This is a genomic window from Mesorhizobium sp. M1B.F.Ca.ET.045.04.1.1 (assembly GCF_003952465.1).
Classification (GTDB): domain Bacteria; phylum Pseudomonadota; class Alphaproteobacteria; order Rhizobiales; family Rhizobiaceae; genus Mesorhizobium; species Mesorhizobium shonense.
This window is the reverse complement of record NZ_CP034448.1, coordinates 4,417,358-4,443,405: the sequence shown is the minus strand read 5'-3', so window position 1 is coordinate 4,443,405 and position 26,048 is coordinate 4,417,358. Positions and strand designations below refer to the sequence as shown.

11 protein-coding genes and 2 pseudogenes are annotated in these 26,048 nt (G+C 56.2%); 10 read left to right on the top strand and 3 right to left on the bottom strand.

From position 1 onward, the window contains the following. Nucleotides 1-424: 424 nt before the first annotated feature. The 9 genes and pseudogenes from EJ071_RS21830 (at nucleotide 425) to EJ071_RS21790 (ending at nucleotide 22,083) form a co-directional block, all read left to right on the top strand. Nucleotides 425-1,303: a hypothetical protein gene (locus tag EJ071_RS21830; protein WP_126099729.1), complete on the top strand. Its 879-nt coding sequence runs from the start codon at nucleotides 425-427 to the stop codon at nucleotides 1,301-1,303. 247 nt (nucleotides 1,304-1,550) lie between these two features. Beyond that, nucleotides 1,551-4,313, top strand: coding sequence for a UvrD-helicase domain-containing protein (locus tag EJ071_RS21825; RefSeq protein WP_245459936.1), 2,763 nt, complete (start codon nucleotides 1,551-1,553; stop codon nucleotides 4,311-4,313). A 185-nt stretch (nucleotides 4,314-4,498) separates the two neighbouring features. Then, a complete protein-coding gene (locus EJ071_RS21820; RefSeq protein WP_126099728.1) occupies nucleotides 4,499-4,957 on the top strand; it encodes a MucR family transcriptional regulator in 459 nt (152 codons plus the stop codon). 404 nt (nucleotides 4,958-5,361) lie between these two features. Further along, nucleotides 5,362-5,587: pseudogene (locus EJ071_RS39545) on the top strand (helix-turn-helix domain-containing protein). A gap of 467 nt (nucleotides 5,588-6,054) precedes the next feature. Next, nucleotides 6,055-7,764, top strand: coding sequence for an ABC transporter substrate-binding protein (locus tag EJ071_RS21810; protein ID WP_126099727.1), 1,710 nt, complete (start codon nucleotides 6,055-6,057; stop codon nucleotides 7,762-7,764). Between the two features lie 39 nt (nucleotides 7,765-7,803). Continuing rightward, complete coding sequence (locus tag EJ071_RS21805; RefSeq protein ID WP_126099726.1) at nucleotides 7,804-15,543, top strand: hypothetical protein; 7,740 nt, start codon at nucleotides 7,804-7,806, stop codon at nucleotides 15,541-15,543. A gap of 260 nt (nucleotides 15,544-15,803) precedes the next feature. Then, nucleotides 15,804-20,756 (top strand): hypothetical protein, encoded by a 4,953-nt coding sequence (locus EJ071_RS21800; RefSeq protein WP_126099725.1) that lies wholly within the window; start codon nucleotides 15,804-15,806, stop codon nucleotides 20,754-20,756. Nucleotides 20,757-20,856: 100 nt separating this feature from the next. Next, nucleotides 20,857-21,435 (top strand): hypothetical protein, encoded by a 579-nt coding sequence (locus tag EJ071_RS21795; protein WP_126099724.1) that lies wholly within the window; start codon nucleotides 20,857-20,859, stop codon nucleotides 21,433-21,435. Nucleotides 21,436-21,759: 324 nt separating this feature from the next. Beyond that, nucleotides 21,760-22,083, top strand: coding sequence for a hypothetical protein (locus tag EJ071_RS21790; protein ID WP_126099723.1), 324 nt, complete (start codon nucleotides 21,760-21,762; stop codon nucleotides 22,081-22,083). Between the two features lie 204 nt (nucleotides 22,084-22,287). Here EJ071_RS21790 and EJ071_RS21785 read toward each other — a convergent pair whose 3' ends face one another. The 3 genes and pseudogenes from EJ071_RS21785 to EJ071_RS39540 all read right to left on the bottom strand — a co-directional run. Beyond that, entirely contained in the window at nucleotides 22,288-23,673 is a 1,386-nt protein-coding gene (locus EJ071_RS21785) for a hypothetical protein (protein ID WP_126099722.1), read from the bottom strand. Between the two features lie 604 nt (nucleotides 23,674-24,277). Further along, nucleotides 24,278-25,120 (bottom strand): plasmid partitioning protein RepB C-terminal domain-containing protein, encoded by an 843-nt coding sequence (locus EJ071_RS21780; RefSeq protein ID WP_245459935.1) that lies wholly within the window; start codon nucleotides 25,118-25,120, stop codon nucleotides 24,278-24,280. Between the two features lie 256 nt (nucleotides 25,121-25,376). Then, nucleotides 25,377-25,584 (bottom strand): annotated as a pseudogene (locus EJ071_RS39540) (glycine zipper domain-containing protein); the annotation flags it as partial. On the opposite strand from EJ071_RS39540, the gene EJ071_RS21765 reads away from it, so the two are divergent. Beyond that, nucleotides 25,529-26,008 (top strand): methyltransferase domain-containing protein, encoded by a 480-nt coding sequence (locus tag EJ071_RS21765; RefSeq protein WP_245460349.1) that lies wholly within the window; start codon nucleotides 25,529-25,531, stop codon nucleotides 26,006-26,008. The pseudogene EJ071_RS39540 and the gene EJ071_RS21765 sit on opposite strands and share 56 nt — an antisense overlap. Nucleotides 26,009-26,048 lie beyond the last annotated feature (40 nt).

Below are 26,048 nucleotides of genomic sequence, written 5' to 3'. Positions count from 1 at the left end.
TGATCTAGCAACTCATGCGGTTGAGCTCATCACGGCGCTACTTGGATTGGCAACTGCAAGCCTCCCTGCGCTCTTGCTTTTTAAAAATACCTAAAAAATCGATATCTGTTTTTTTCGTACAACCGAAAACGCCCTCGCCAGATCATAAATCTTGAAGGACATTGGCACAAAGGACTGGAAAGACCTTTGCGAGACTTCTGGCGCAAGCCAGGATGAACGGCCGACAGTCAAATCTCAGACCCAGAGTTTACCCGGGCGGTAGCGGCGGGGCAACCGGTCCCTCAGCTTTGGGGCGAATGGGGCGCATCCCTTAGCTAAATTCCCAAGATTGTCTGGGGTTTCTCCAAACTCAAGCTATTGCGGGCGCCAAACCTTAGTGCGAGCTTTGCGACCCAGAGGTTGGATCGGGACTGGAGAGGCGCAATTGACCGTTGCAGTGCAAAAAGAGCCAGAATTTGATTGGGACGCTCCAATCTTCCGAGTATTTCCGCTTTGGTTCTTCGAACAAGCGCTGCAAATGCGCTCGCTGACATTCGTTCGTCCTTCGCGCTGGGATGATCCCTTCGAAGATGTCAGTTCAAATGTCGCGATGACTGACGAAAGAACCGGGCAGCATCGGCATTTTACTGAATTTCTGACGCCGGCTTATGCTCAATGCTGGTCGTTTGAGAGCAATTCGGACACGCTGATTCGTGCCTACTCGCAGGTATCGGTGGATCCAGTGGTAGGACGGAATAGGACACCTTACGCGGAAGGGGTTAGGGTCGCATCCTCTCCTCGAAAAATAATCAAGGCGTTGAAGGACCAGTCTTCGAAACACCCGCGGGCCAATTTCTACGTTGGAAAAGTCCGGTACTGCTCAAGCGACGAGATTTCCCAGTTCGTCACCAATGGACTAGGTGCGATCGGCGCAGCTCGCATGGCGCTGCCCGATCACAGGGCAGATACGCTGTTTCTGAAGGATAGCTACTACCGCCATGAGAGCGAACTGCGAGTCTTGGTGATTTCGCGTGATCGAAGCGCGGGGCCGGAGTTTTTCAATATCGAATTCGATCCAAATCTCATGATCGATGCTGTGGAATTTGATCCCCGATTGAGGCTATTCGAACGGAACGAGAGAGAGGCAAAAGCTCGCACCTTGGGATATGTCGGTCCGTTCACCGGTGTGGAGAAGTCGTTGCGGAACATCTTCAATGTAGTGCTCCCGAATGGCTGGGGTCCGGATGAAGCGAAGCCTGAGAACAAAGATCCGGAGCCCCCAAAGCCCAAAGACGACGATTCCAAGCCAGCATCATCAGCCTAGGAGACCGTCTAACCGATCTTTCTGATTTAGATCAGCCGCAAGCGCGTCGCTATCGACCAAGTACAGGCGCTGAAGCCGACGCGCATGGCAACAGCGCCCCGTTACCAACGGATCACGCTACAGCGACTGCTGAGAAAAATACCCAGACCCTACTCAGCATGAGTTCCGGGCATTTGGAACGTCTCAATCAGTTCATGATAGTCGGCTCGTCGGAGCCTCTTGCCTACCGAGCGTATCGAACGTGGCCTTGACCAAATTTCTATCTGGCCGCTCGCGGACCTACCGCCCAGGTTTCTTTGCGCGGATGTTTCCAGCGGGAAAATGGAAGCTGACGCTCGACCCGAAGATCTCGGGGCATTTCCGGTTGACTCAAGATAGCGAGGCAGAGCTTAGCTGCCTCGACATCGTGTCGGTTTCGACAAATAAGGCACTGCTTTGGCACACCGTCGAGATACGAGCTCGCGACAGAACAGAAACCCTTTCGGCACTCTCCGGTGACGCGGCTTCACAGCTGACCTCCGACCTTCATGCCTTCATCAACACTCACCTCTTTGGGCTGATCGCCACCGAGAAGGATCGCCTGCTCGATGTCGACGAAAGGCTTCGTGAGCTTACCGAAGGCAACAGACAGTATCTTGCACAGGCCGATCTGGGCAGGGCTGTTGCCGGCGTCCCCGGCGCCGCAGCGGCCGCCCTCTCTCACCCGCTTCTAAACCCGGACATGATGCCGGCAGGACTCAAGGCCTCCCTCCCGGCCTCGTTCGCCATGATAACGGACCCGGCCGTTCGCCATGCCTACAACGAGGCCTTCGTCAGCTCGGAATTGACGAGGTTCCAACCGTTCTTCGACGATCTCGACCGGCGCTCGTTTTCCCATCAGCAGCGCGAGGCTTGTATCCGCCTGGAGGACAACAACCTGCTGGTGGCCTCGGCAGGATCCGGCAAATCCGCGACGATGGTCGGCAAGGTCGCCTACGTCCTGGAGAAACAGCTCTATCGGCCCGACGAGATCCTGCTTCTAGCCTTCAACAGAAACGCAGCCGATGAACTCAGGACGAGGATCGCGGCCCAGTTGCAGGTCGCGGAGGACTCCTTGGAGTGTCGCGTCACGACATTTCATGCGCTCGGGCGCGGTATCATTGAGGAGGTCGAGGGTCGGCCACCGCAGCTCGCCAACTGGGTGGATCATCCCGCCGGCGAAACCAGGATCATCGAGGCAATAATCCAGAACCTTGTCGAGAGCGATCCGGAATTTGCCCGGATGTGGGCCGAGCTTCTCGTCGTGCATCCCAAGGCCGACATCCCGATAGAGGTATTTGACGGGGAGGCCGACTACCGGCGCTACGTATCGGACACCCTCAGAAAGGGTAGCGCCACGATCGGTTCCTTGTCCGCCGTGATCGTAAAGTCGTTGCAGGAGAAGAAGATCGCCAACTGGCTTTGGCTGCATTCCGTCACTTTCGAATACGAACGGCAAATTGCAGTAGAGGAAGACGGTGGCACGGTCCGCCATCTGCATCCAGATTTCTACTATCCGCAGACCGAAACTGTGCATGAGCATTTCGCGCTCGATGCGGACGGAACCTCGCCCTTTGCGGACTACGCCGAGCACGCCGAGAACAAGCGGCAGGCATATCGCCGCAATGAGATCGATTTCTTCGAGACCACTTCCGCTCAAGCCAGCGACGAGACGCTGCTAAGCACGCTCGAGTCCGAACTGACGCGTCGCTCAATACCTTTCGAGCGAAAGAGCTACGCCGAAATCACCAAGGCGCTCGATCCGGTCGTTATCAAGCACTATCACCAGCTGATATCCACCTGCTTGAAGCACATACGTGCCAGCCACCTCACCCTCGACATGCTGCTCGAACGAGCCAAGACCTTGCATGACAAGGGGCGTGCGAAGCTGTTCGCGCGCGTGGTCTGGATGATCACTCAAGGGTATTCCCGAAAGCTCGAGGAAACGAAACGCATCGACTTCGATTCAATGATCGCGGATGCGGTCCGGCTGGTCGAGACCGGCCGATATCGAAGTCCTTATTCCCTCATTTTAGTGGATGAGTTTCAGGACATTTCCGAGCCACGCGCCAACCTGATCAAGGCACTCAAACAGCAGAAAGCGTTCAGCAAGGTGTTCGCGGTCGGAGACGACTGGCAGTCGATCTATCGCTTTGCCGGATCGGACATCACGATCTTTACACGGTTCGAAGCGAACTTCGGGACCAGTTGGCAAGGGCGCCTGGAACAGACGTATCGCTGTAACCAGCTCATTGCCGAAACGGCCGCCAAGTTCATCCAGCGCAATCCCGAACAGATTAAGAAGTCCGTCCGCTCGACGCGCCCGGCCGTCTCGCGATCGATCCGTGTCATTCCCGTCGACGACAAACGCGATAAGCCGGCCTTCACGGAGGCTTGTCAGCGCCTGCTCGAACGGCTGGATGCCGCTCTGGGGGGCATTGCCAACCGGTGGCGCGACGAAAAGCGCGACAAGCTTAAGGTTCTGGTTTTGTGGCGCTACAACGTTCTCGATCCTTTTGAAGGACGGCCACCGTCCTTTGCAAATATCGAGGTGGCCGGGCTGTCGTTTCATCGGGCCAAGGGCCTTGAGGCCGACTACACGGTCCTGCTCGACGTCAGCGAGGGCAATTACGGCGTACCAAGCCGCATCGAAGACGATGAGTTGCTAAACCTGGTCATCCCCCGCCCCGAGACCTTCGCTTACGCCGAAGAACGACGCCTGTTCTACGTGGCGCTGACGCGCGCGAGCCGCGGGGTCTACATGCTCACCAATCGCCGTCAGCCATCCCGCTATATCCAAGAGCTTTGCGAGATCGCCGGCGATGAAGTCCGTTTCGAGACGGTTGACGGCGCCGAATTGAGCCAATGTCCAACCTGTCTCGTCGGCCAATTGGTAGAGCGGCGCAACAAAGACGGATCGAAGTTTCGTGGGTGCAATCAATTTCCGGATTGCAAACACACTGAACCGAAAAGCGTAGTCCGAAGACGGTAATCGCCTGCACTCATTGTGACGGCGAACTGGGACCCTCTGCGACCTCGCGCTCCTAACGAGCATTGAGCTGAGCTAAGGCCGGACGGCGAAAGGAGCGGCTGGTAGATTTATCTCGGCATCGCTCAAAATTGCGATATACGAAAAGTGGGCGATGAAGATTTAATCCCATAACCAGGAGCGAGTATTTGAGTGATCAAAACGAAGCTGTGACGGCTGATTTGGTCGGGCTGACGGCAGACATTGTCTCTGCCTATGTCAGCCAAAATCCCCTGCCCGTCGCCGGGCTGCCAGACCTCATCGCGTCGATCCATTCGTCGCTTACAGGCCTTAGTCAGCCGAATGTGCCCGAGCCGTCTCAACACGAACCCGCCGTCAATCCGAAAAGGTCGGTAACGCCGGACTACATCATCTGCCTGGAAGACGGGAAGAAATTCAAATCGCTGAAACGTCACCTTGCCGTTCACTACGCGCTCACGCCAAACGAATACCGCGAAAAGTGGGGATTGAAGCCAGACTACCCGATGGTTGCGCCGAACTATGCGGCCCAAAGATCTACGCTTGCGAAAGCGGCGGGGCTCGGACGCAAACCGCAACCTACCCCGACCCGAAAGGCGCCTGCCAAACGAAAGCCTCGGGCTTCGTAAAGGCTGAGCCGCGTCAAACCTCGGGCGCGCCGCGAGGGGCATTTGGCCTATCGAGATCGTGGTCGATGCCACCTCATTTCGAGCGATCTTCGGCGACGTTTACGCTCTTGCTGACCGTCGCCGATAGCAGAAGAGTGCTTCTTCGATGGTGGGTCTTGCGATGTAGCGGTCTTAGGACTCGTTCTCCCGGCGTCGTGCCAATCTCGCTGAGAGCCAACCTCCCTCTCCCGCCGATTTGTCGCCGCTGGTGTCCATTTTCGCGACGACGAAGCATAGGCACTTCCATCAGATTCGAGTGCGATCCATCCGATGTTATGAACGAGCGTGAGCAGCCGTTCACCTCGCCGCCAGGACAGAAATCACGCGGCATGCACGGCTCGGGCATTCGTACTAAGGAGGCTCCCATGGATAAAGGTAAGTATCTGACCCCTGACGAAGTCGCAGATCGATATCGCGGGGGAATTTCTCTTGGCACACTGAGAAACTGGCGCTCGATGCGCATTGGGGCCAAGCTTTGTCAAAATCGGCAAAGCTGTTCTCTACCCCATTGGCGAACTGGACGCTTGGGACGAACAGCATCGTGTTGCCTGTCGTGCGTCGAAGCGACCTATCGAGAGCCTAGATGAATGACCTATCAGAGGGCAGCCACCTACATGTCCCGAACAGCGAAACCAATCCTTCAGTATGTTCAATTTTTATTAATGATATCAATTTCTTATTTGAGCAGCCAGCTCACTCCACAACAATCCCGCTCCATACCCCCACGGGCATGCTGGATTACAACGTTCGATGGCTCCTGCATTCTTGGCTATGTTACAGCCATGCCCGCATTTACTATCTCTCTCAGCGCCGAGCAGCTTGTGCGTTTTTGCAGTGGCTGTGCAGCCTCTTTAGCGCGTGCGTTTGCCCCACGCTAAATTAGAACACGGTGATTGACGACACGGTTAAGTTCAGTATAGTGCGACCATTGTAGGGTCTGCATGAGAAGCTCTGACTTTTCAAGATAACATAAGATCTGCAACTTGGATCGATTGCCTCGACCTAAGCATTATCTCGTTGTGCCTAAGTGGTGTCGCGTGATTGTCGGGGTACAGTGCATGTCAAAGCAGGTAACGGTGCCATCCTTTAATCGTCGAAGGGTGCTATTGTCCATCGCGACTACTGGTTTGCTTTCGCCTTTATTGATTGGCGGCGCGGAACCTCATCAAGGCAACGACAGACATCCAATCGCGTGCCGCCCCCCTGTCCCGGGAGCTGACATCATCATCGGCAAGCGAACCGACGACATTTTGACTTTCGATCCTCATGAAAACTCGTCGTCCACTGCCGCCGAAATCATCGGAAATCTTTACGAGACACTCATCACTTGGGATGGCACCGCCTATGCTCCTGGTATTGCGAGTAAATGGGGGAACCCATCGAAGGACAACCTGAATTGGGAATTTTACCTGTCCCCTGGCCACGTGTTTTCAACGGGAAATCCAGTAAGCCCTAACGACATCATCTATAGTTTCAAGCGCCTCTTCATAATTGGAAAGGCTCCGGCATCGGCTCTTGCTCCACTCGGTTTGACTTCAGAAAACATTGAGAAAAGCGTAAAATTCGTTGCACCGAATAAACTGACCGTTTCGCTGCCAGCGGGCGCCGCCACCCAGCTTCTCTTTCCATTCCTGGCCTCTGCAGCAGGAAGCATTCTGGACATCAAGGAGGTCAAAACTCGCCTATTGGTCGACACATCCAGCCCGCCTATGAAAGAATTCGATTGGCTCGACGCGCGCTTCGATCGAGGCGCGGGCTGGCTCAAGTCTTCAAGCGCGGGATCCGGTCCGTTCCGGCTAAACAATGCAGTCCGCTCCGACGAGATCGTGCTGCAAACGAACTGCTATCACGCGAGCTATGCAAAGGCGCATCGCATCGTTGTTCGCGACATACCGGACGGTCGAGAGCAGATTCGCCTGCTTCAAAAGGGGAAGTTGGATGTCGGGTGGAATGCAGAAAAACCGGACCCTTCGGTCGCAAATTCAAGGAAAGTAGCCTCGAGGAAGCAGGCGCAATCTAACCAGAATCTCCGTGACATCCTGGTGCCAAGGGCAAATCTCCTAGTGCTCGGCATGAACATAGGTGATGCCTCTCTTAGCGATCCAGTAAGGGAGGCGATCAAGATTTCGATTGATCGAACAAAGTTGGTGAGTAAGCAAAACGCCTCGCGCTGGTCGCCCCAGCAGCATTTCTGCCCCTCACCGCTACTGTCCCTCCCCACGGGTCAATCAGATGATCTGGCCCTCGACCCAGCGCGCGCCAAGACGCTTCTGAACGGTACCGCTACGCTTTCGCTCGCCTATGCTGAAGGAGCGGCCCTGTCGAGCGTAGTCCGTTCCCTAGCAGAACAACTCGCCGCCGTCGGCATCGCGATTAATCTCCAACCCTCTGTATCTGGTCGCGCATTTTTCAGGGGATTGGCTGAGCGAAACCATCAATTGGCACTCTTTAGCTGGAGTTCCGACTATCTAGATCCTTATTCAAACGCCTATGCGTTCTGCGTGAATGATGATCACGCTCCCACTCCGGCTTGGTACTGTCAGTGGCAAAATCCAACGATAGCTGAACAAGCACTCGCAGCAGCAGTCGAACCAGACACTGCTACGCGGACTAATCTATATCTGAATCTCGACAACACTCTCCGAATTGAAGGTCCATATCTTTTCCTTCTGGAGGAGACTGCCCAAGTCACCACCAAGACCAACATCCCAATGCAGGTCGGCGTCATCGACAATTTCACCCGTTATCCGCTCTCGCTTCACCGGTGAGTTGCATCCAACCTGCTTGCCTACAGTCCCGAGGCTCGCATGAACAAGATCTCCAGACGGGAATTCCTGGCAGGTGCCGGCGCGTCAGTGCTCGCTCCGGCATGCGCGTATGGCAACAATATCGAACCCCAACTTATTCAGGATAATGACCTTATCCTCCTGAAGATGGGCGGCAGCACGCTCTTGTCGGTCAATGCGAAATGCGCAGCTCCCGGCGGCCTCCTTCAGTCGTCGGTATCATCCCGCCATGCTACGATCGCCGGAAAGCTTGGCACTGTGATCGAACTGACCATAGATCAAACTGGAGATAAATGGTCGGTTTACTCGGCTTGGAATTTCTCATCGATCGGGGTACGCGTTTCAAGCAAGCCTGTGGCCCTGCGTCCGCAAATCCCGGTTGAACTAGTCACAGACATCCGTGGCCAGTCGCTAAAGCGATTGCTTGATTTGGTTGCCGGCAACAATTTGAAGGCTCCGGGCCGTTGCACATTGCGACTGAACGAGACCTCTGCCTGGCTTGACGCCGGCCGAGGCTGCTTCTCAGTCCTCAACGGGCATCTTGCCGGACGTCAGCTTGTGCTTTCAACTCGTGGGGGAACAACGGCAGAATTCGCAGATGAACTGCGGTCGAAGGCGTTCGTCATCGGCAAGAAGGCGCGCGTCAGCGCCTGGCTGAGTCCGGCTGCCCCACTGAAAGCCGGGTTTGACGTTAAAAAGCGTCTTTCGCTGGCTGGGCAGTTCAATCTGACGCTCAGAAACGGGAAAGATCAGATTGCTGATGTTCCCTGTAACCGGGCTCTGATAGGTTCGCAAAACGCGCACCGCTCTTGGCTGTTCAACACTGTCGACAAGCCATGGCGGCTCACTACACCGTTCACGGTCTTTGAAGTCGAAGCTCAAAAAACCGACTCTGCCGACAACGAGATCTCGCATCCGCTTGGACTTTCAATTGGTTCGGGCGGTATCCTCTCGGCCATCGACTGTGGCTTAACCGTCCTAGCTACAACTTTGGCCGTGGCAGACGCTGATCGGACCCGATTTGACCTGGCGAGTCCCTTACAGTTGGCGCTCATTGGAGCACCGGTACCTAAGTCAGTGAAAGGAAACCTAGCCAAAGTCCCGCTGAAACCCACGTTTGCCCTATCGGAACCAGCAACGCCGTTCAATCTTAACCTTGATCATGCGGCCTTGCGTGTTTGGCGCGGGCAAGACCTTTTCTGCCTCACGTTTCGTTTCCGGAACATGGGGCTATCGATTGGGAAGACGACGGCACTTGTTCCAATGCCGATCGCCGACACAGCTCCCAACGCCCCCGGCGAAGCACTTCTGATTGCTGAATTCCCGCCCCAGCATATCATGGAGCGGACGTTCCTTAGGCAGACTACACTGCTCCCCGATGTCGAGGTTGACATTGCGCCAGCAAGGCTTCGGCTGCTGCAGCGCCTAGAAGAGTCCGCGCGGAAGAACGGATCCAAACCCTCGAGTATTGCTGCGCCTGACTATTCCTGCGCATCTGAAAAAGAGAAGATGCTCCTCGATGAGGCAGACACGACTGACGCCAGTGTCATTCGGTACAATATCCGCAACGAAAAGTACTGCCGCGAGCAGAGGGATAATCCGGGCGGACCCTATGTATTCGCTGAGTTTGCAAAGGCATGGGATGATGCCCAACTAAGCAAACAATTTGGGCCATGGATTGGCCCCGCCGGTCTCTTCTCAATCGCGGCGCGCCGCGCCGCGCGTCAGCTGTCTGAGGCACGCCGGACAGAAGCTTTAGGCATCTTGAAGAGGAAATTGGACGATGGGTCCTTCGACAGCACGGATTTTCCAATGGCTGTCAACTCACTCGCACTTCCCGCTTTTCCACTTGGCCGAGGCGAAGCAAGGGCCTGGTTGGAGAGTTTGGATCGCGGCGAACGCCAATCGCCCCCTGAAGACGAGCATCTCGACGACTTTAAGAAGCTGATCAACGAGGCCGGCCGACGGTCGGACGATTTTGCCGAAGTCAAGAAGAGAGCGTTTCCCCCAGGAAATGCAAGTAATCCACCGCTTGAATCGCAGTTTGTATTGCTCCCTCAATGGCCATTCACCCAACAAGATAAGGACTTTATCTTCGCAGGTCGGACCGCTCCTGTGGTCAACATCCCACAGATGAAGATAGCAGTTCGGAACCTCGTCGAAGCCGAGTTGGTCGCCACCTTGGACACGGCCCACAACGATGAGGAAGCCGAGAAAGCGAAAGAGGCCTTCCGCCGGCCTGTTCAGGCGTGGATATCCGATCCGTCACGGGTTGCCTTTGCCGTCGGCGATGACCCCATTCAGCTGAATGTCGACAGTCTAACGAATTGGGCTTCGTACGAGCTTAGGGTCGTTCAACGTGCCAAGCGCCAATATAAGGAGACTAAGGACAAGAAATATGCGCCGGTCCCCGAAAGCAATCCGGAAATCATATTGAAGGAACAAGGAATATCCTGGGGACAGCCTGCTTCCGGCCAGCAGCGCATGAACGAAATTGTCAAAACGCTGATCCCTCCGCAAGAACATGATACGGCTCTGGAGGTTCCAACGGGGCTCACACTGTCTCCGGCACAGGATGCCCGCTGGATCACGCCGAGAAGGAACCTGCCAGACACTGTCGCTGCTCTGTCTGCGGGCCTAGCCAAGCCGGTATGGCAGGCTCGCCTGATCGAAGCTCAAAGGGCTCCGTCGCTTAGAGCTATTTGGTCGGACGAATTTGACCAAGTCATAAGAAGATTCGACGAAACGAATAAAGGGAGCGGGCCGTCCGACATATGGACCGCGCCGGACGACAACAAACCCTACCGAACAGCGATGAGTCCGGCGGATAGAGCGGAGCTGGTCGCGCTTTCATCAATATATGGCCTACCTGTTATTGCGGCCAACGACCAGAGTAAGAGTAGTCAAATAAAGGCGCCTGATCGCTATGTTACAGATGCCGCGAGTGAGCCAGCGGTGTTCATGCCCGTGCCCCTCCAGACTCGGCGCCTTGCCCTCGGATCGACCGGCGCGATGCTTGATCTGGACACGACCTTCCCCCTGGTCACAGCAGTCCGGAGGAAGAATGGTCTCCCACTTTACGACAGCTTCAGCTTGCAGCGCTGGCGCACTTTGATCAGTGACGGCAGCGATTCCATCACTGTTGTTGTGCGCGCAGGGTACCTGTTTCCTCTCGGACACAAGGCCTCGTTGGTGAAAGTTACTGAGCCGCGACTGCGGCCGATAGATCCTTTGCGACCCTCAGCCGGCTACTCGGTAGAGCAAGCAACACGAATCTACATTGAAGTGACTCGCGCATCGCAACAATATCCAGCCGTCGGACAGCTACATGATGCGCGCGATTACCAGGCGCGCGAGGTCAAGCTCCTGACGCTCCGTACGCCCGACCTGGTCGATCCCGCCGACGACAAACAGCCCCCTGAACAGAATTTCACCGGCACTTTACAGGAACGCGCGGCGGCGATCAGCGACGTACTTCAACAACCTCTGGTCGCAGGTCCGCATGGCGCAGTTCGCGGGTGGATAGACTCCAGCGCAAAGCCAGGAGAAGCATTGCCTGGTCGCCTCGTTGGAATTGTCTTTTGGCCTCGCACCGAGAAAGGAACCAAGGGAACGGTCCGTTTCCGCATGCAAGTAGATGGAGAAGCAACTCCAATCTCGATGCCGCTGATGTTTGCGGATCATCGGGCAGCAAGTGACCCAGCCACGATGAGGGCCCTATGCGACTACTATAAGGGCGGCAAGAGTAACGATAGCGACAAACCGAAAGACTGGAAGCGGGTCAACCATTTCGGCGCAATGCGCGCCTATGCGGAAGAACAGCGCAAGGGGCAATGCACCTTTGCGACCGATTGGCAGGACATTGAGGCCGTCGGTGGGGCGACCTCGTTCAACCTCGACGCTGCCTTGCTCGCTGCAGAGCAACCGCCTTTCTATCCGCAAATGCTTTCGGCGCAGGTGCGTCCACAGCAGATCCAGGGCCTTACCGGATCGACGGCTCCAGCTCTGCAAGTCTCATACGCCTGTGACTATGTGAGTTACGGCTTCACCCCTCCTATAGAATGCCACATCGCTGACCCTGACACTTATCTAGTGGTAAACAACAATCCTCGTGTCATGCTCGATATGGGGCCACATGGGGACCAGGGTGGTACTGTCGCGCGAAAGGCGGTGGAGATTTGCGGACTTAATCGGCGCTTCGGTCTCGCAGGCCCACCCATTCCTACCTGCACGGCATGCACGCCGGCGACGCCTCCTCAGAAGGCCGGCAGTCTCATGCTGGACTATCAGAAGACCGGGGCGCTGTCAGGACTATTGTCAAAAATTGCCTCGGTGCAGCCTGCTATCCCAGTTCGTCCTGGTTGCGAACGGTCATCGAGGGATCCAGACACCGTTCTGAACAAGGATCTGGCGGTCGGGCAACTAGCCGAAAATGCCACATTCCTGGGCCTTCTAAAGCTGCGCGATTTCATCATTGCAATCGCAGGCGACGAGATCTCGTCAAGCAATATTCCGGCCCTGGAAGAGATAACGAACTTCTCTGACCAGGCGTTCATTGAGGTTACCAACGCGCTTCGCCAACCGGTGAAGGATCTGGTTGCTCAGCTCAAGGCCAAGGCCGGTGATGTCATCTTCCCAAATTTTTCGGCGACTCTTGCCGAACTCGACTGTGTGCTGGACAGGGCGTCTCCGGTTCAGGGCTTGCCACCTCTGACCACAGAGGAGGAGATCGAAATCGCGACTCAAATCTGGGCTCTTGGACAGCAGGTCGCCAAAGAACTTGATGCAATAGCACGAACCCCGATTGGCAATATCGCCGAGCGATTGCGCGCCTACTTTGTCGACAGCCAGGGGAAGATCGTCGATATTTTCCAGAACCGGTTCGCGCCCTGGAATGACGTTCAACTTCAGCTTGCGACACTCGTCGCTGAAACGGCAGCGAAGATTCCGGACGGAATGGTGACATTCACCGATCCTGATCAGTCCGGGGAACTCGCGTCAGCAATCAAGAGTGCCGTTGCATTGCCGAGTGTATGGTGCGACCCAAACAAGCAACCGTTCGCCGCGATCGTCGAGAAAATCAAAGAACTCGGGCCGCCGCCGAACGCCGGGAAGCTCGAAGACGTATTGGTTGAGGGCCCACTCTACCCGATGGTAAATGACCTGCTTGCGATACTCCGACAGCAGGTGAAGGATTTCCAGTTTTCTTCCTTAATAGACGCGATGAAATGGGCGAGTGATGCTGTTGACAAGGCGCAAGCCCTCTATGAGAAGTTCCATACCCTTGCCAGCCTTGATCTGACAATTTGCAACGAAAGCGTTGCTGCTATCAATGACCTCCTTCAAGCAGCCGTCCCCAAATTCGACAGCGGGATAGCAGACAACGCCGCCAAGACGCTGACGCAAGCCCGCACCGACATCGACAAACTCCGCAACGACGTTGCTGCCGCGATCAGCAACTTCGGGCCTGTCGCCCAGCCATCGATTGACTACCTTACAAAACTTAAAGCGTTTCTGGACGGCTGGCTAAACGCACTCAGTACCCAGGTTATCGACGACCTGAAGGTTTTTTTGGCGGCCGCTTCGGCTGTTCGGAAGACCGTCGACGACGCCACCAGTTCTGGAAGCTGCGTTCAATTCGGTATCGAAACCGCGAGGGCAGTTGCCAGACTACGTGCGGCTCGGATGAACTTGCTGGCCGCTTGGATCAGTGTCGCAAACAAATTTCCCAATGCACCTCTTCCAGCACTCTGGCCGGAGGCCAATGGGACCATTACCGCCTTGTCGCAACAGGTTCGCGACCAGATCGAAAGCGTCGTCAAATCGACAATCAGTGATGCGATTAACTTTGTGGTGCTTTTCGCCCTGCATGCGGGTCAGCAAGATTGGGCCAGTGCACGTTCCCTTATCGCGAAGGATCCAGATCTCGTCAGGGTATACACGGATCTCGACGCAGAACTGAAGAAAATCGGCAAAGACTTCCAAGATAGGCTCGCCACCTGGCCGAATCCCTCGACGGGCGATGCAGCCAGTGCCCAGAAGCGGGCCGTCGACTTCATTGCATCCGTCAGCGCCATCGACACTCGTGCACTCGCGAAACTTGAAAAACAGCTTCTAGATGGTGCTATCCGGTCGGCGTCCGGAAGGCAGCTGAAAGAGATTGAGCCACAGCTGAATAATTACACCAAAGGAGTGCTCAACGGAATTGGGGTCTTCTATGACACCCTGATAGAGACCCGAGGAAAAGCCTATCAAGCCGTGCAAGACGCACTCGGCGATGACGGAATGAAGCTCACTAAAGATCTCTTTGGGCAACCGACGCAGGAACTCGTTGGAAACGACGGATGCCTCGACGACTGGCGCGACTACATCTTTCTGGTGCGTGGTCAGTCCAATGTCTGCAGCCCGCAGAAAGATGCTCTCACTGACGAGCGGGACGAGTTGAACGCGGGTACAAAGGATACACTGGTTTCAATTCTCAAACGCTGGGCGGATGGAAAGTCTGCGCCACAGAAACTTCTGTACCACGTCGATCATTTCGCAAGGCTTGGCGTGCGTGCCGCCATTCTGAGAGTGTTTGATGTCGAACAACTTCGACAAACGATCCTCGATGCCCTCGCGCGGGCGATCCCTACCCGCCGAACGCTGAAGAGCAAGCTGTCGCTGCCGCTTTCAACAACATCCGTCGGGATCGGCACCTTTCGTCCGATAGGTGGCGAGGGCACCCTCACCCTCGATACCACTGCTACCGTTGATCTTCTCAATGGAGGGGCTCCCGAAACCGACTTGAAGGGCATCGTGTCGCCCTTCGAGCTCGAAATTCTTTCGATCATGACGTTCAGTTTCCGTGACGGTCTTAGGTACATTAAGGGCCCGAAAGACGGCCGCGGCGATGTGACAGCTCGACTCGGCGCAGAGGATATTCAGTTCGGCGACAAGTTGTCTTTCCTGGCTGAACTGAGTAGCTCGCTCGGATTTGGAGGGGACGGCGACGGACCTTATTCGATCATCCACATAGACAGCCCCGCCATCGAGGCAGGTTACCGTATCGCTATTCCCGTCATCACGCTTGGCGTGACATTCACGAACATCCATTTTGCGGGCGCGGTCATTCTCCCATTCACATCAGGAGCTGCTCGCCTGCGTATGGCTCTGGGCTCTCTCGATTCCCCGTTCATGATTTCCGTTGGAATCTATGGTGGATCCGGGTTCATGGGTTTCGAGGCCAGCGCTCAGGGCATCGAACTGTTCGAAGCAAGCTTCGAATTCGGTGGGATCGCTTCACTGGGCTATGGTCCATTGCAGGGCACAGCTTACGTGACCACCGGTGCCTATGTTCGCACCGAGAAGGGCAACGGCTGCACGTTTGCCGCCTTATTTTCCGCGGGCTTTTGTGCGCACATTGCCTGTTTTGGTATTAGCGCTGCATTCACGTTGCGTCTTAGGAAAACTGACGGTGACAGCTCTGTCCAGGGCGAGGCACAGCTGACGTTCACTTTCTCCGTGTCCTTCGCAAAAGTGCACTACACGATTCGGGTGGCACGAACGATGCAGGCGGGCTTCGGCGGCGGCGGGCAGCAGGCCGCGTTCAATACCTTGCCTAGTGGTACGCGGCTGGCAGCTCTCAATGGTTTCCTTCCTGATTGCTATCCCTTTGAACAGAGCGCCGAGATTTGGACGGAGAGTTACAGTCCCGGCGAGACATGGTCGATCTTCGCCGCACAATTTGACCCGCAGTTTCAACCTGAGTTTGAGATATGAGCGACCTTCCGATCTCGACTGAGCCCGACACTGACGTAGACATCCCTTCTGGCGTTGCCTCTGGAGCAACGGTAGCGGTTGCCAGCTGTGTGGTCGCGGACGGATTTGTCGAAGTGTCGGACACTCGTTATGCACGCGCCACGCTTGTGGCGCGCCCGGTGGCGCCTACGGACGCAACAATTCAGAACGCTGATGTCGACCCAGCGGTCTGGCCCTCCAGAATAGTCGAGAAGCATTTTGCCCCATCCGGCCCCGACCGGATGAAAACGAAGGTACGGATACTACCGATCCCGGATGGGCTATCGAAGGACACGACTGCGGCCGAGATCGAAAGCTTCGCCGGCGTCATAGGTGCAGAAGAGATCGACGCCCATGTCCACTGGGGTCTAGATAAAGCCACTTCCATGAAGATCGACCGGTTCTGGCAATCGACAATGAACCCCGAGTCTACAGCCGGCGACCGTTCATTCTGGCATTTGCTGGTCGAGGCAATCAAACCGGCCCCGGGTGCCAAGCCGAGCGCGGTGCTGCCTACACCGCATCACGCGGCCGCCCTCGCCTTTTCGTTGTCCCGCGGGAAAATGGTGCTGGATGCTCTGGCGCGACCAGCATCCCCGCTAGCAAGCCGAGAGCGCGCTAAAGAAGCCAGCGTGAATAGACCGTGGTACCGTCAGCCGCCGCAGACCAGAGTTGCGAGCCTCGATCCTAGCATCGGCTTTGCCTCGACCCGGATGGCTTCCCCTGAAGACAACGAATACTGGTTGGCGCCCTATCGCGAGAGGACGGCCGCATTGCTGGCAGGCGACGCAAGCCAAAATTACTGGCCGGCGTCGCGCACCATCGCGAATGCAGTCCTCACCGGAGGTCAGGTGGCCGCAGACCTCGTTGAACAGGTTTATGCGGCGCATCATTTAACGACGCCTGATGGAAGCGAATCGCTGTTCTGCGCCACGCCAGAGCAGGAGTTGGCTATTGTTCAGCGTCGGCTCGGCGCTCTGCTTAGCCTGCCGACGCTGCAGCGGCTATTCGGCTTTGCTTTTGATCTTCATATCGAAAATCAGAAGATCCGAGCGGCACTGGCGAAATTGCGACCGGCCAGGTCAGCTGAATCCCCATTTGTTATTCTCGCCCCCGTTACCGACGAGCGCTTCAGCTGGACTTTGGCACGATACCAGCCAGATCCCAGTGATTCGCAACCCCAGTTCTTGCCAGCTTCGTGGGACGAGGTTGGCGGACAAAAATCAGCATCGATCAAAATGGGACTGCGCAACCTTAGCGACTGGGATGCGCCCCATCCCCGATATGACATAATTACTATTGATCCTCCACTTGCAACTGAGAGCAACATCAATCACGCCGCACGCGGTGCTGACGAGGGAGCTGCAATCGCCCCGGCTAGCGATGGTGTTCCTGTCCTGCACAACGGGGGCTTCCGAATCGTCGAGATGCCAGACAGTTGCGCCGCGCAAGCGCTCGCATCCAGCAATGAGCGCCAAATCGTCGCCGTTCAGGACGCTGATGCCTTGAAAGTGGGCGACCGGTTGATGATTGGCCTGAAGACGAAACAGGGCGTGCTGTGGCGGAGTCCAAATTACCGGATTGTTCGTTTCGAGGACCCCTCCGCAGGTTACCCGAAGGATTGGGTCGAAAAGGAATTGGCACGGCGATTTCATTTTTCCGGCGCGCAGCGTCGGATCGAGCTCGATGCGGTCACCACCGTATCCGCAGTACAGATGTGCCTTGACAGTACTATGCCAGTGCAGACACAGCAAAGCGATGATGGCGATGATAGCGACCCCGCCACTAAGCAAGCGATCAAGATCATTGTTGACAACACCATTGCTTTGTGGGGAAGCGAACCAGCCGGTGTTTCACCACCGGAAGTGGGCATAGACGGCCGGGTTATCACCAAGAAGAAAATTACGGTCGTCCAAGAATTAGACGTCACCCGACACTTCAGCGCTCCCAGCAGCCGCAATGGCAACCCGTCAGAGTTTTTGAGCCCAGCGCTGCGCTTTGGATGGCCGTACTTTGCTGTCGTCGCTCCCGTTTTTGACGGAGGCGGAAGCGTTCCTACCCACCAAGTTGGTAATATTGTCGACAAAAATCGTAAGTTGGCGCTCCCTCCTGTCACGGACGAGGGCGGCCGGCGCTTTTTGCGCCATGAGCGCCTGAACGCGCCTATGGTGCTCATCCTGGAAAGCGACGTCCGCGAACTTGACAAACTGAAGCCACCGCAGCGAGGGGCCGACATGTATGTCCGGACCACTTCCGACGGGAAGGCAGATGTAGTACGCAGCCGGCGCCTGATCGTGCCGCCCCCCGTTCCTTTACAGTTCGCAACTCTGCACGACGTTCTACGCGATCTCGGCCCCAATGTGACCGTTCCAAGTCAAGGACTGAGGGGCCTCTCCCTACTCGGCAAGCGTGACGACAATCTGCCAAGCCGCGTTCGGGTCGGTCGGGCGGGGTTCGAAGACTCCAAACGGCCTTTGTATTATCCGGATCCGGCAGCGAGTATTCTCATGCTTGGCCTCAAACTTCAGGCCGAGACTGGTTTGGCCGAACTCCCGTTCGTCGAGCCGCCTTTGCCCATTACGGTAGGAGCAAGTACCTGGCCAGATACCGGACAGCCAGACAACCCCAAGTGGCCGGATATTCTTCCCGTTCATATCGAACTAAAAGCCGAGACGGCTCCGGCCTTGAGGGGTCAGAAAAAGCCTAGGATCGTGGCGCTTGGACCCCGCTGGCTGATCGGCAACGAGAAGCTCGTGTCAAAGGCCCAACATGGTGCCGTCCAAGTACAGGCCGTGGAGGTTCACCTGTGTCCCGGAGAGAGTCTTCTTCTGCAGGCCTGGCTATGTCCCACAATCAATCAACTGGCCGAGTGGTTTGACGCTATTGAAGCAGCGGGCGTGCTCGCTTTGAACGATGGATCGGGCGATGTTGGGTTCACGGGCGATCCGCATTCTGCTTGCGTCGCAGCCCTTCAGAGACTGCTGGACGTTAAACTTGGCGCCGATGAGATTGCCAAGGCAAGCATGAATGCGTGCTCCGGTGCTGGCGGTCTCGCAGCGCCGCCAAGACAGACCATCCGTATGCTGGCTGGCCTTGTCTATCGTGAGTTGCTCCTACGTCCCATAGCGGCACTCTCGACGCCGCAGACGATGCGTCTGAACCATGCGGTCGACAATAAACTCATTCCAAAGCCGCGATTTGGTGACCGGCTTTCGGTGACCCGCCGGATATTCAGTGGCGGCAGCCCGGGAGACGGCTCGACACCCGCCGATCCATCCCACGCAGCACCGTCGGTCGCCTCGGAGACCCCGGCGGACTTTCTAACCAGGACCCCAATCACGGATTGGGGTCTTGGCAGCAATCAGGAAGGCGCAACGAATGTCTTGATTGGCGGGGAAATTAATTTCGACCCGGCGAGCACGGCGGGTCTCAATATCGAAGTGGCCTGTTCGGCACCTTTCGGAGACGCACTCGACCCAGGTACGGGACGCACGCCTAGCCAGCGGCTCAACAACCAATGGCCTGAGAATTTTGATCTCGAGGATCCCCGGTTTTATGGGTTCAAGATCGGCAAAGACCAAAGCATTGAATTTCCTATCAAGAGGGTAGTCGCCCTCAAATTGGATGGACTACCACTGCCGACGGACGGTCGTGCAGGGATGCGTAAGTATTTGCTTGAAGACCTAATGGCAGCCGCCTGGGGAGATGCTCATCCTTATGGAAAAGCCTTACGCGCAGCCCTTCCTTCGGTTTTCAGTGGGACTGGGGCGCGTCGACTATGGATGAGGGCCATCCCTATCAACCGACACGACGGCCTGCTTCTCGAATCCAGCCAACAGTCGGACAAGCCGGTCGAGAAATGGCCGAGGAAGGGAGATTCATTTCAGGTTTGGTTGCCGTCCACCACGCGGCCAGCACCCCCGGTCATCGACCACGTCAGCGTAGCCTTGTCAGTCAAAGCACTGGAGCCGACGACTGGACCCACTTCATTCACCGTTGGGATTGAACAAGCTACGATCCTGACTGTCTATCATTCTCGTCCATTTTTTAGTTCAGGTGAGGGCGAGAAGTTGGCACTCGTCTTCTGGCCGCCAGGCCTTTTTTCTCAAGGAGTTGAGAAGGATGATGAAGGCAACCCGCTATTATTTACTTCTTCTCGCGGCTCGGCAGAGGGGCCAGAGTTCTATGACGAAGATCTTGGTCCGGGAGGAAGGTATGTTACGAGGTGGGGAGCTGACCCATTAACGGGCGAAACAGTTGCCACCAAGGATTACCCAACTGGTCCGCTGGTAGACCCAGCGAGACTTTCTCCAGACGGCGTCCGCGTCCCTCGTGCCTACATGCCGGTGCCGGTATCAGACCAGAACTGGGCCCCACACGATCCATCCAAGGACAGCGCACCTCCTGCCGCTGCTTCTACTCCAACCCAGCCAAGCGAGGGTGGCGCTGGGTCTGGCTCGCCTTCCGGGATTGCTCAATCGACAGACCAACCGCCTTCCACATACCTTGCCGTTGCATTGCAGGCTTTTGAACCCCGCTTCGATCCCGTCGAAGAACTCTGGTACTTCAATGTCGCCCTTAGAACCGATCCACTGTCTTTCCCACGCGTCAGACTGGGTCTTGTACGATATCAAGCGAATGCCAGGGAGGATGATGTCCCGCTAGAGGGTACGGAGCCGGTGCGACTTCGTGTTTCGACGCCGGTCTTAGAGTGGGTAAAGCCGCTGCCCGGACGGCGAGCTACAGCAACCTGTCACCGTCGCGCCGACGGGTTCACCGATGTCACTGTCATTGTCGATGGTCCATCTGCCATCTGGCAAACTGAAGCGCGGGATCGTCAACCAGTTCGCCCGCACATGGTTGTCGAACTGATCCACCGCTGGAAGATCAACGGTATCGATCAAGAGGAAATCGTCACGGACAAGGATAGGCAGCCGGCGGTGTGCTCGACGTGGTCGATCAGCGATAGCGACAGCTCTTCCATTGGGTTGTTTAGACCCCTTCGAGACGGCTACAGTTGGACGTGCCTGTTCACGGTCAACAATTTCACCGACGAGGACAATTATTCGGTCGTTGTGCGAGAGGGTAGAGAAATCGCACGTGCCAGCAAGATTGGAGAGAAAGTTGGAGAAACCGGTCCAAATTTTGTTGCAGATATTCCATTGATGGTTAAGGCTACTCAAAATGAACGGTGACACTGGGCCATTTCTCGCTAAAGTATTCATAATTGTGCCGTTCAGTTAATCACATCGTAGGATTGTATCTTGTTGTTTATCTGAAATAAGGAGCTGTGACATGAATAGACGCATAGCACTTTTCGCAATTGCTGGGAGTTATAGCTGCTTCCGATCGGTCGCTAGTGCAAATGTTGTACCTCCGCCGAGTTGTGAAGGCATCAATGCTCTTGGCTGTGCAACCAAGATTAAAAATGCAATCGACAATGCCGCGACGGCCGAGGAAGCGTTGGAAGCATGGGGTGTCTGGTCCCAAGTCTACGAGGATGCGTATAGAAGTATGCAGGGCGCACCGGTTCCTCCTAGTGATCTTGATCGGTTCGAAGGTGAAATACAAGCGAAAATAGAGAAATTTACCAGCCCAGAAAACATAGCATTGGATCTGGCCATTGCGAGATATTTTCCCCAGCTGGCGGCCATACTTGCGCTCCCTGAAACAACTGTCGCCGTAGCCGTTTGGGCATTGCTAGCCCCGAGCCCAATAGAAACGCCACTCCAAGAACTACAATCCTCAAATACTGAATTGGCCGCCTCTCTGTCGCTAAAACTAGGTCCATTTTTGCGGAGCGATTGGCGGTCGGACTACGGCACTGACATCACCGACGCCTTGAATTCCGGCAGCCTGGGTCCAAAGCCATAGTAACCGCAAGCGGACGAAGTCGGAGCAAGGACGACCGCACATTTCCGGCTCGTCAGCCGTTGCTGGATGATGAGATCGCCGGCGCTACTCTTGACCAGGGGCGGCCGGTTGCGGAAATGACCATCTTAAGAGAATGCGTGCACGAAGCGGAACACTAGTTGGCGCGAATGCGACGGATTCCTGTTGAGCATCCCCCAATTGAGCGGGCCCCACTTCTCCGCGCCTCAGTGCTTCTTCGAAGAAACTCAGAACGTCTCTTTTTGCGAGCATTGAGATCGAAAGTGTGTTAGCAGTTGCTTCTAGACGTTACAATAGGAGCGGTCAATGAAGATGCGATCGGTGCTATTTGCTGCATTATCAAGCGTGCTCTTGGCTGCAACCTCGGCATCCGCAGATGAAAGTCCTTCAGATATTGCGGGGACAACAGGGTGCGGAATTCTGGCCTCCTTACTTAAAAATCCACAAGCGGCGGTAGGAGCGGCGGGCGCGTGTGCATATGGAACAATACTAGCCAAGAAAGCCGTCAGCAATCTCATAGATAAATATTTTGACAAAGAAGATCAGGATTTTGCCGACAAGTATTGCTTGACTATTGTTCGCGCGGACGGAACTAAAATAGAGCCAAAAGACAAGACAAATTGCTCTTAGTAATCCCAAAGGCGTTTCTTTGAATTGAGAATGATCTGGAGGCGCAAGCTCCCCGGTCATGAGCGCATATGTTTTGAACCGCCTGACGCGGTTCAGTTTGGGGATCTAACCCGCCTCGGCCATTCGACCACGGCAGGCTGTCGGCGGATCGTGCCGGCTACGAGCCGGCGGGCGCCATTTCTGGTTGCAAAGCCATCACTAGTCTTAGGACAAGCTTGTACCTGAACCTATGGTTGAAGGAGCGTAGTTTCTCTTCATCACGTTCGCTGCTTTCCCCAGGAGTTCGATTGATTCTGCCTCGAACTCTTTACCGGATAGCCGCCAGGCGGCTGCGCCAAGCTGTTGTATCCGGGAAAAATGCCTCACGACCCCATAGACCCCGCCATAGTTCACAAAATACCAGTTTCGGAAGAGCTCGATCAAACCTTCAGCCATCCGGTCTAGAATGGAAAATGGGTCTCCTTTGAAAATATCCACTGCGACCTTCCGGATGCCCTGCAGGCCATCAAAAATGATGCTTGGATCTGGCTCAAGGTCCGTATTCACGAGCTTCATAGATGCCCGAAGCGCCTGTCCGAAAGACTTCTCAATCTTCTCAAGTTCATCCGCGGCGTGGAGGGTTTGCGATTTGATAAGTTCCGCCTGCGCTGCTCGATGAGTCCGCAAGAGGTCTCGGTAGGGGCGGAAGGCCTTTCGCAGATCAAGGGCAATCAAGACGGCTTCATTCAGAGTGCTTGATTTCTGCAGTGTTATGCCAGCAAACGGCGGCATCGGAATGGTCCGGACATAGCCTGCTATTCGCCTCTGAACCTCACCCTCAAAGCTTTGGTTGAGCAGTAAATGCAAAGTGTTCTTGGCAGCCATCTCGACACTGACTGTATCGAAATAAGGCTCCTCAATCACGCTCTTGAACAAAAGCGTCCGCGCATCGTTCGCCAGATCGCGAAAATTCTTGGCATAATGATTGTAGACGTCCTGGTCATCCTCATGTGGGACCCGGTAGAGAGACCGCTGGTCTGAAGACATTGACTCGATTTTCTCAATTCCTTTGCGCAAACAGCTCACCGCCGTTCGCTCGAAGCGGGTCTCGCCCGTTTCCCGCGCATGCCGCCCCCAAAGAAGGACACCGGCTTCGTCACTATCGTTCAGCAGGGCCGGTTCGGCAAAGCCATCAGCAACGCCATCGAGGGCTGCTTGCCTAACCTTCGATAGATTGTCGTAGCGCTCGTCTGGCCACCCACTCGCGCAAAGTGCAAACGCATTTTGGTCGTAAGAGCTACCCTTCCATACATCTTCCTTGGAGCCACCCATCTTTGGGCCGTCGAAAACCCGGGCTTCAGGCCACCACAAGTCCACAATGCCTTCATCAACCAGCGGCTTAACCAGGGGCTCCGCATAGTGGTGCTGTACCATCGGAAAGGCGATCTTGTCGTAGAGGAGGAGCGCCTCAAAGACGGTGCATAGGTCGACCCAGTGAATGGCGCTCGTTGTCCGGAAGAAAAACACTCGCTGGGCTGATTCTATCAGGGCGGCGGTTAGCAAGCACGTGCCCGGGTCAAGCAGCGGCGCTCTCGGAAGCTGCGCTGTCATGGCAAACTCCTTCACACACCTACGCTTCCGCCTATTGGTACTCCTGCAATCGGTCCGGAGCAATCTTGTTGATCGCTAGCCGAGCTCCAAACGTTGCGGCCAATTCTGGCGATGAACCGCTGTTATCGTATTCCCCTACAGGACAATGGCTTTTGACTTAGACATCTTATTCGCGAAGCAGGATGGACTACCCGAACGATTGGTGGCGCACGGAGTCACCTCTCACGGCCGGGTGCTCGCTTCTCGAGGCGCCGTCCGAGTTCGATTAAATTTCTTGGCAGCCTCGATCCTCCCATCTTGCCTCCGCCGCATTGCAGAGTTGGATGCCTGGGACGTACAGAACCGTGTCGCTTGTCATGCGTCAAAGCGACTCATTGATAGCAAGGATGATCAGCCATGATGGTCTTCTTGGCGCATTCACAACCTGCCCCACTTGGCGGCACCAGTGCGCAGGTTGTGTTAAAATTACTGAACAAAATCAATCAGCTATAAAACTTCGTCAGCATCCTCCACAACCACCGCCAGCGAGCTCGCCCATCCACCCGAAGGGTCGGAGAAGACTGTCAGCATTCCTCGCCACGAAGGTTGACGGCACGCACAGCATTTATCTAAGGCCCGGCGCCGATAAGGTGTTGAACTCTTCAAATTGGCTTGGGAAGTTGTGTGCCAGGTAGCGCACCACCTTGGAATTATCCATCAGCCGATCAAAATAGCGACCGGCTGCCAACAGTTCCAGGCTCACAGAGCCACGCCGTTCCACGGCGCTCAAAAATTCACTGCTTAGCCTGCCAAGTTCTGGCGTCATCTTGCCCAGTTGATCTTCAGACACGTTGGTAATCGTCGTTGGATCGAAACCCTCGGCCAGCAGAGGGCGCGGCGTAAAGGCGACAAGGATCTTCGTGTATGTGAATGTGACCCGCTCCATGGCGACCATCAGTCGGGCAATTTCCATTTGCCTGGCCGGGAGCACATGCCGAAGCAGGCCGAAGATCTTCACCTTCACAAAGCAGTCCTGGAGGAAAGCGAGGACGTCCGGGCAAATCCCGCTGACCGGTTGCCGGCCCGCGCTGCTGCCTGCAAGCGACATGCCGGCATGCTTTGCTGTTGCCGTCTCTAACGTAGCATCGTCGTGTAACCTCTGCACCAGGCAGTTTGGGATGGTGGCAAATCCCTCGGACATGAGCAACGAGAGAAACTCTTTGTCATTCATTATCACGCGAAGCGCTTCGGCCAGACGGACCAGGCAATGTTCCGCTTCCTTGGTTTCTCGTATGCAATCGCGCTTGCGGCCGCACGCCGCCTTATAGGCCGGCAACAGTTTGGGCGCGAACAGCTTCTCCTTCGACCCTGGTTGATCGGCAGCAATTTCGCGGGCGTGTCTCTGGGCGCTGCCGTGCAAAGCCTTATAGGCAGCCTCGCGGGTCAAACGACGCTTCAGCCGCGCCATAGGGTCTCCGCACTGGCTCGCGCTGACAGCTTGACGAGTGGGCCGAGCGTGGAAAAGAGGTAGGTGTCCAGCTGCGCTCCATTGTTCGCGGCCAATTGCGATTTGCCGACGATTTCATGAGCGGGGGCAATGAGGTAGTCCCGAATGACCTGATCACCCGGGCGCATCCTGATCAGAGTGAAAACGTCGGCCACCGATTGGCGTTGGGTGTCTAGGCCGGAAAGGAGGCATCCCTTCCGGCCTGCCGTCTTTGTGGTCAATAATCGCCGTTGTAGTAGCGGTCGTCACAGGGCGCGGTGTAGATGCGGCCGTAACGGTCTTGGTAGCGGCAGAGCTGCTGACCGCGCGGCTGCGGGGTGGTGGCCGAACCGACGACGGCGCCGAGCAGCGCGCCGCTTGCCGCGCCCGATGACCGTGCTCTTGGTGTTGCCGCCGATCGCCTGGCCGACGAGCGCGCCGCCGGCGATGTGCCCGCACTACCGCTCGGTCGATTTCCCGGAGTTCGACATCTGCCGGGACCGCACCGAAGAGCAATACTCGATCGTCATCGCCGACCAGGTGCTGGAGCATGTCCAGCGTCCGCAGGCGGCGGTCGCCAACATCCACGCTATGACCAAGCCCGGCGGCTGGGCGATGGTGGCGACGCCCTTCCTGTTTCGAGTGCACGCCCGCCCGCACGACTACAACCGCTGGACGCCCGCGGGGCTGAAGCAGCTGATGGTCGAAGGCGGTTTTGGCGAGGACGACGTGCAGGCCTTCGGCTGGGGCAACAAGGCCTGCGCGAGAGCCCATATCGGCGGCCCGGTGCGCGACTACGGGCTGTGGCGGGATTTAAGCAACGACGAGGAGTACCCGCTGATGGTGTGGACTTTCTCCAAGCGGTCTTAGGCGCTTGCGTCAAACGGCCCAAGAGCGCACCTCCTTCAGC

Coding starts and splice junctions, on each gene's coding strand:
- EJ071_RS21780 (WP_245459935.1), bottom strand. CDS start 25,120: ATGGCGCGGCTGAAGCGTCGTTTGACCCGCGAGGCTGCCTATAAGGCT.
- EJ071_RS21785 (WP_126099722.1), bottom strand. CDS start 23,673: ATGACAGCGCAGCTTCCGAGAGCGCCGCTGCTTGACCCGGGCACGTGC.
- EJ071_RS21800 (WP_126099725.1), top strand. CDS start 15,804: ATGAAAACGAAGGTACGGATACTACCGATCCCGGATGGGCTATCGAAG.
- EJ071_RS21810 (WP_126099727.1), top strand. CDS start 6,055: ATGTCAAAGCAGGTAACGGTGCCATCCTTTAATCGTCGAAGGGTGCTA.
- EJ071_RS21795 (WP_126099724.1), top strand. CDS start 20,857: ATGAATAGACGCATAGCACTTTTCGCAATTGCTGGGAGTTATAGCTGC.
- EJ071_RS21790 (WP_126099723.1), top strand. CDS start 21,760: ATGAAGATGCGATCGGTGCTATTTGCTGCATTATCAAGCGTGCTCTTG.
- EJ071_RS21805 (WP_126099726.1), top strand. CDS start 7,804: ATGAACAAGATCTCCAGACGGGAATTCCTGGCAGGTGCCGGCGCGTCA.
- EJ071_RS21765 (WP_245460349.1), top strand. CDS start 25,529: ATGACCGTGCTCTTGGTGTTGCCGCCGATCGCCTGGCCGACGAGCGCG.